Annotated in this window: 7 protein-coding genes; 4 read left to right on the top strand and 3 right to left on the bottom strand. The window is 72.5% G+C overall.

Features of this window, described 5'->3' with window-relative positions; translation table 11 throughout:
• From dxr to DQW85_RS13220, 4 genes are all read left to right on the top strand, one after another.
• Positions 1 to 965, top strand: a 965-nt coding sequence (dxr, locus tag DQW85_RS13235) for a 1-deoxy-D-xylulose-5-phosphate reductoisomerase (RefSeq protein WP_113700617.1), incomplete at its 5' end; no start/stop codon positions are given.
• Between the two features lie 65 nt (positions 966 to 1,030).
• On the top strand, positions 1,031 to 2,197 hold the full coding sequence (gene ispG / locus DQW85_RS13230; RefSeq protein WP_113700616.1) for a flavodoxin-dependent (E)-4-hydroxy-3-methylbut-2-enyl-diphosphate synthase: 1,167 nt from the start codon (positions 1,031 to 1,033) through the stop codon (positions 2,195 to 2,197).
• A 102-nt stretch (positions 2,198 to 2,299) separates the two neighbouring features.
• Complete coding sequence (locus DQW85_RS13225) at positions 2,300 to 3,904, top strand: alpha/beta hydrolase (protein WP_240197143.1); 1,605 nt, start codon at positions 2,300 to 2,302, stop codon at positions 3,902 to 3,904.
• Positions 3,905 to 3,940: 36 nt separating this feature from the next.
• Positions 3,941 to 4,783, top strand: coding sequence for a GNAT family N-acetyltransferase (locus tag DQW85_RS13220; RefSeq protein ID WP_113700618.1), 843 nt, complete (start codon positions 3,941 to 3,943; stop codon positions 4,781 to 4,783).
• Positions 4,784 to 4,827: 44 nt separating this feature from the next.
• On the opposite strand, the gene DQW85_RS13215 is transcribed toward DQW85_RS13220, so the two are convergent.
• The 3 genes from DQW85_RS13215 to DQW85_RS13205 form a co-directional block, all read right to left on the bottom strand.
• Entirely contained in the window at positions 4,828 to 5,205 is a 378-nt protein-coding gene (locus DQW85_RS13215; RefSeq protein ID WP_113700615.1) for a DUF3037 domain-containing protein, read from the bottom strand.
• Positions 5,202 to 6,032 (bottom strand): HipA family kinase, encoded by an 831-nt coding sequence (locus tag DQW85_RS13210; RefSeq protein WP_113700614.1) that lies wholly within the window; start codon positions 6,030 to 6,032, stop codon positions 5,202 to 5,204. Before DQW85_RS13210 ends, DQW85_RS13215 begins: the two co-directional genes overlap by 4 nt.
• A gap of 48 nt (positions 6,033 to 6,080) precedes the next feature.
• Positions 6,081 to 6,460: LLM class flavin-dependent oxidoreductase (locus tag DQW85_RS13205; RefSeq protein ID WP_113700613.1), on the bottom strand; the 380-nt coding region annotated here is incomplete at its 5' end.

The following is a 6,460-nucleotide window of genomic DNA, read 5'->3' as shown; positions in this document are numbered from 1 at the left end:
CGCTGGCCGCGCTCGGCGCCGCGCCCGCGGTGCTCGGCGGGCCCGAGGGCGTCGCCGAGGTCGCCGCCTGGCGGTGCGACACCGTCCTCAACGGCATCACCGGCGCGCTCGGCCTCACCTCCACGCTCGTCGCGCTCGAGGCCGGCCGCACGCTGGCGCTGGCCAACAAGGAGTCCCTGATCATCGGCGGGCCGCTGGTGAAGCGGCTGGCCAAGCCGGGCCAGATCCTCCCCGTCGACTCCGAGCACTCCGCCGTCCAGCAGTGCCTGTGGGCCGCCGGTCCCGGCGGCCACGACCTGGACGCCGTCAGGCGCCTGGTCATCACGGCCAGCGGCGGGCCGTTCCGTGGCTGGAGCCGCGAGCGGATGGCGGGCGTGACGCCCGAGATGGCGCTGGCCCACCCCACCTGGTCGATGGGCCCGGCGATCACCGTCAACTCCGCGACCCTGGTCAACAAGGGGCTGGAGGTCATCGAGGCGCACCTGCTGTTCGACCTCGGGTTCGACCGGATCGAGGTCGTGGTCCACCCGCAGTCGATCATCCACTCCATGGTCGAATACGTCGACGGCTCCACGATCGCCCAGGCCAGCCCGCCCGACATGCGGCTGCCGATCGCGCTGGCCCTCGGCCACCCGGCGCGCGTGGCGGGCGCCGCGCCGCCCGTCGACTGGACCAGGGCGCACACCTGGACGTTCGAGCCGCTCGACGACGAGGCGTTCCCCGCCGTGGCGCTCGCCCGGCACGTCGGCGAGGCGGGCGGCACCGCCCCGGCCGTCTACAACGCCGCCAATGAGGCGTGCCTCGACGCCTTCCTCCGCGGCGAGCTGCCGTTCCTCGCGATCGTCGAAACCGTCGCCCAGGTCGTCGAGGAGCACGCGGTGACCCCCGCGGGCACGGTCGAGGAGGTGCTGGCCGCCGACGCCTGGGCCCGCGCCCGGGCGGTGGAGCTCACGGCGGGACGGTAGCCCGCGGCGGCGCACTCACGCGGACTTCTTAGACTGGACACCGACTTCGACACCTAAGGGTAGAAATGTCTTCTGTAGCACTGGGCATCCCGACGGTCCGCCCCAAGCCGCTCGCCGAACGACGACGCTCCCGGCAGATCAAGGTCGGCGACGTGCTCGTGGGGGGTGACGCGCCCGTCTCCGTGCAGTCGATGACCACCACGGTCACCGCCGACGTCAACTCCACCCTGCAGCAGATCGCCGAGCTCACCGCCTCGGGCTGCCAGATCGTCCGCGTCGCGGTGCCGTCCCAGGACGACGCCGACGCGCTGCCGATCATCGCCAGGAAGTCGCAGATCCCCGTGATCGCCGACATCCACTTCCAGCCCAAGTACGTCTTCGCCGCGATCGAGGCGGGCTGCGCGGCGGTGCGCGTCAACCCCGGCAACATCAAGAAGTTCGACGACAAGGTGGGCGAGATCGCCAGGGCCGCGGCCGAGCGCGGCGTGCCGATCCGCATCGGCGTCAACGCCGGCTCGCTCGACCCGCGGCTGCTGCAGAAGTACGGCAAGGCCACCCCGGAGGCGCTGGTCGAGTCGGCCCTGTGGGAGTGCTCGCTCTTCGAGGAGCACGGCTTCCGCGACATCAAGATCTCGGTCAAGCACAACGACCCGGTCGTGATGATCAACGCCTACCGCCTGCTCGCGGCCAGCTGCGACTACCCCCTTCACCTCGGCGTGACGGAGGCCGGGCCGGCCTTCCAGGGCACGATCAAGTCGGCCGTGGCGTTCGGCGCGCTGCTGGCCGAGGGCATCGGCGACACGATCCGCGTCTCGCTGTCGGCCCCTCCGGTCGAGGAGGTCAAGGTCGGCGCCCAGATCCTGGAGTCGCTCGGCCTGCGCGAGCGCGGCCTTGAGATCGTGTCGTGCCCGTCGTGCGGCCGGGCTCAGGTCGACGTCTACACGCTCGCCGAGCAGGTCCAGGCCGGGCTGGAGGGCATGAAGGTGCCGCTGCGCGTCGCGGTCATGGGCTGCGTGGTCAACGGGCCCGGCGAGGCGCGCGAGGCCGACCTGGGCGTCGCCTCGGGCAACGGCAAGGGGCAGATCTTCGTCAAGGGCGAGGTCATCAAGACGGTGCCGGAGTCGCAGATCGTCGAGACCCTGATCGAGGAGGCCCTGCGGATCGCCGAGGAGATGGGTGTCGAGGTCGACCTCGACGACGACGCGCCCGGTCCCCAGGTCACCGTGGGCTGAGCCCGGCCATTCGTTACGCTGCGCAATCGTCTCATTACAGGATGGCAAGCGTTCTCCCATACGGATCGTGACCAGCCCGTCACGGGGGCAGCATCGGATGTCATGAGACGGGTGAAGCGGTGCCTTCGAGCGGTCGCCGCGGTGGCGATGCTGGCCGGTGGGGTGGTGGGCGCCGAGGGAGGCGCCGCCGTGGCGCGGACCAGGCCGGGCGAGGGCCTCGTGTGGGGGGCCTGCCCGGCGGACGGCAAGACGCAGGCCACGGCGCAGCAGGCGGGCGCCCCGGTGGTGGAGTGCGCGACCCTGCGGGTGCCGCTCGACCCCCGCGAGCCGCTCGGCCACTCGATCCAGCTGGCGCTCAACCGGATCAAGGCCAAGGTCGCGCGCGACGGCGACCACCTCGGCACGCTGCTGGTCAACCCGGGCGGCCCCGGCGCGTCCGGGCGGAAGCTGGCCGAGTACGTCGCCAGGGCGCTGCCCCGCAAGATCGCCGACCGATACGACGTGGTCGGGTTCGACCCGCGCGGGGTGGGCGCGAGCCAGCCGGCCATGCGCTGCGTCGACCCGGAGGTCTACTACGCCCCGCCCCGCCCCGACGCGGTGCCGCGCGACAGCGCCTACGAGCGGGTCCTGGTCGGCAGGGCCATCGACTACGCCGGCCGGTGCGGCGACCTGTGGGCGTGGCTGCTGCCGTACATGACCACCGAGAACGTCGCCAGGGATCTCGACCAGATCCGCGCGGCCCTCGGCGAGCAGCGGATCAGCTACCTGGGCTACTCCTACGGCACCTACCTGGGGGCCGTCTACGCCACGCTCTTCCCGCACCGGGTCAGGCGCCTCGTCCTGGACAGCTCGGTCGACCCCGGCGCCGTCTGGTACAAGGCCAATCTGGCGCAGAATCTCGCCTTCGACCGCAGGCACCGCGACTTCCTCGCGTGGACCGCCCGGAACAACGGGCTCTACAGGCTCGGCTCCACGGTCCGGCAGACCACGTTCGCCTGGTACGCCATGCGCGCCCGGCTGCGCGAGCGCCCGGCCGGTGGGGTGGTCGGGCCGAGCGAGCTCGACGACATGTTCACCGTCGGCGGCTACTCCGACGCGGTCTGGCCCGAGCTGGCCAGGGCGTGGTCCGACTACGTGCGGCGGGGCGACGCGCAGAGCATGCTCGCCGCCTACGAGCGGCACGGCAGGCAGGACGCCGAGGACGAGAACGGCTACGCCGTCTACCTGAGCGTGCAGTGCGGCGACGCCCCCTGGCCGCGTTCGTGGGACGACTGGCGGGCCGAGATGACCCAGATGCACCGCCGCGCGCCGTTCATGACGTGGGCGAACGCCTGGTACAACGCGCCGTGCGCCTTCTGGCCGGTCGGCGGCGGCACGCCCGTCGACGTCAAGGGGTCGCCGAAGCTGCCGCCGGTCCTGATGCTCCAGTCGCGGGGCGACGCCGCCACGCCGTACGAGGGGGCGCTCGGCATGCGCTCCCGGTTCCCGACGGCGCGGATGGTCGTCGACGAGGGCGGCAACCACGGCGTCTCCCTCGCGGGCAACACGTGCGTCGACCGCCATCTGGCCGCCTACCTCACCGACGGCACGGTGCCCGCGCGGGACACCGCCTGTGAGGCCGTTCCCGCGCCCAGGCCGGCGGCCCGGATGGCCTCCGCCGCGGCGTACGGTGGTCACGGAAGGCTCACCGACGCCCTACTGAGATGAGCCAATCGGTGGGCCTTCGCGTAGTCTGACCATGTGATGCTGCGTACATCGGCGTCGCGCGTGCTCGATGACAACGACCGGGACGAGGCGCTGGCCTTGCTCGACAGCGACCCGGTCGCCAACGTCTTCGTCTCCTCACGGGTGCGCACGGTCGGCCTCAACCCGGCCCGGCTCGGTGGGCAGATGTGGGGATTCGGGCCGCGCGGCGGGCTCGTCTCGCTCTGCTACGCCGGAGCCAACCTGGTGCCGGTCAACGCCGGGCTCGACGCCGTGCACGCCTTCGCCGACCGCGCCCGCAAGCAGGGGCGTCGCTGCTCGTCCATCGTGGGGCCCGCCGACGCGGTCGCGCCGCTGTGGGAGCGGCTGGAGCCGCACTGGGGCAGGGCGCGCGCGATCCGGTGGGCGCAACCGGTCATGGCCGTCTCGCACAGGCCGGCCGTGCCCGCCGATCCCCTGGTGCGGCGGGTCACGCCCGACGAGTTCGACGTCCTGCTGCCGGCCTGCGTGGCGATGTTCACCGAGGAGGTCGGGGTCTCGCCCAACCTCGGCGACGGCGGCGCCCTCTACCGCACCAGGGTGGCCGAGCTCATCCGCATAGGCAGGTCCTACGCGCGCATCGAGGCCGGACGCGTGGTGTTCAAGGCGGAGATCGGCGCGGTCACGCCGTTCGCGTGCCAGGTGCAGGGCGTTTGGGTGGACCCGGAGCTGCGGGGGCGGGGTTACGCGGCGGCCGGGATGGCCGCGGTCGTGGAGGCGGCGCTCGCGTGCTTCGCGCCGGTCGTCACGCTCTACGTCAACGACTTCAACCACGCGGCTCGGGCCGTCTACCGGAAGGTGGGCTTCCGCGAGGTGGACACGTTCATGTCCGTCCTCTTCTGAGGTCTGTCACAAACTTCTGTATCTGTCACAGGCTTCCGTATCTGTCACAGGCGCACGAGCTTGTCGAAGAGCCTGGCCAGCTCGGTGGCCGGGTCGCTGGTGAGCCCCGCGTGCACCGGCCCCGCCTGCACGATCGTGCTGCGCGGCGCCGTCAGCCAGCGGAACCTGCCGCCGAGCGGCTCCCCCGCCAGCGGGCCGGGCTCCTCGCCACAGGCCAGCTCGTAGGCGCCGAGCGCCTGCCGTACGGCGTCGGCGTCGGCGTCGGGGTCGAGGGCGCGCAGCCGTACGGCGTCCAGCTCGACGCGCGCGCAGAGGTAGTCGCGTGGCTGGCAGTAGAGGAGCACGCCCGCGTTGATCATCTCGCCGCGTTCGACCCTGGGCACGACGCGGATCACCGCGTACTCGTAGACGTCCCTGCTCACCGGCCGCCTCCTCGCCAGAACTCGCCGACCGACCCCGGACCCCGCCCGTGACCCCGCCCCTGCCCCCGTCGCTCGGGCTCGGCTCCGCTGGTGAGCCACTCGCGCGGCCCGTGCGCGCGCCGCAGCAGGTGGTCGACGTAGGCGTCACGTACGGCCCGCGCCGAGCCGAACCCCGCCTCGCCTTCGAGCCACTCGTCGGGCACCAGAGCCGTCACCCTCTCCAACAGCTCGGGTGTGATCTTCGCCGAGAGCTCGGCCGCGGCGGCGTCGAGCTTGGTGGCGAACGGGGCCAGCACGTGGTCGCTCGCGTCGAACGGGCGCTGGGGGTCGGCGGTCTTCCAGTTGTGGTGGAACCAGAGCGCGGCGCCGTGGTCGATCAGCCAGATGTCGCGGTGCCAGACCAGCAGGTTGGGGTTGCGCCAGCTCCGGTCGACGTTGTGGATCAGACCGTCGAACCAGACGACCCTGGAGGCGAAGACCGGGTCGGGCAGCCAGGTGAGCGGCTCGAACCCCAGGGCGCCGGGCAGGAAGTCGATCGCCAGGTTGCGGCCGGTGCTGGCCTTGAGCAGGTCCTGCACCTCCTCGTCGGGCTCGCGGACGCCGAGCTGCGGGTCGAGGTCGATGAGCTTCAGGTCGGGGGTCCTGAGGCCCAGCCGCCGGGCGAGCTCAGCGCCGATGATCTCGGCGACGAGCACGCGCCGGCCCTGCCCCGCCTCCCGGAACTTCACCACGTAGGTGCCGAGGTCGTCGGCCTCGACGACCCCCGGCAGCGATCCGCCCTCTCGCAGCGGTGTCACGTAGCGTGTGGCCGCGATCGATTCGAGCACTCCCCGAGGCTATCGCCCGCGGGTTCGCGGGAGATCACCGGGAGCTCGCTACATCTTCGCGATGACCTCCTCCGCGAAGCGCTCCATGGTGGCGACCTTGAGCGCCAGGCTGCCCTCGCCGTACTTCTCCTTCTCCTGCGGTGTGGCGAGCCACCAGGGGGCGGCCATCGTGCCCGTGACGCCCTTGGCCGCGAAGCGCCGGTAGGTGTCGGCGTCGGGCAGGACGGCCAGCGGGGCGATGATCTCGAAGTCGCCGGTCCTGCCGTGCTCGCCGAGCTGCGCGCGCAGCGTGCCGAGCAGCGCGTCGAGCTGCTCCTCGGTGTAGACCCGGTTGCCGATCCAGCCGTCGCCGAGCCGCGCCGCGCGCCCGAGCGCCGCCGGGCTGTCGCCGCCGACCAGCACGGGCACGGGCCGGGCGGGGGTGGGCG

The organism is Nonomuraea lactucae, from assembly GCF_003313395.1.
In the GTDB taxonomy this organism is placed as follows: domain Bacteria; phylum Actinomycetota; class Actinomycetes; order Streptosporangiales; family Streptosporangiaceae; genus Nonomuraea; species Nonomuraea lactucae.
This window is presented reverse-complemented; position numbering and strand designations above follow the sequence as displayed.

Bases quoted from the DNA above. Each gene is read 5' to 3' on its own strand.
- ispG (WP_113700616.1), top strand. From the start codon at position 1,031: ATGTCTTCTGTAGCACTGGGCATCCCGACGGTCCGCCCCAAGCCGCTC.
- DQW85_RS13225 (WP_240197143.1), top strand. From the start codon at position 2,300: ATGAGACGGGTGAAGCGGTGCCTTCGAGCGGTCGCCGCGGTGGCGATG.
- DQW85_RS13220 (WP_113700618.1), top strand. From the start codon at position 3,941: ATGCTGCGTACATCGGCGTCGCGCGTGCTCGATGACAACGACCGGGAC.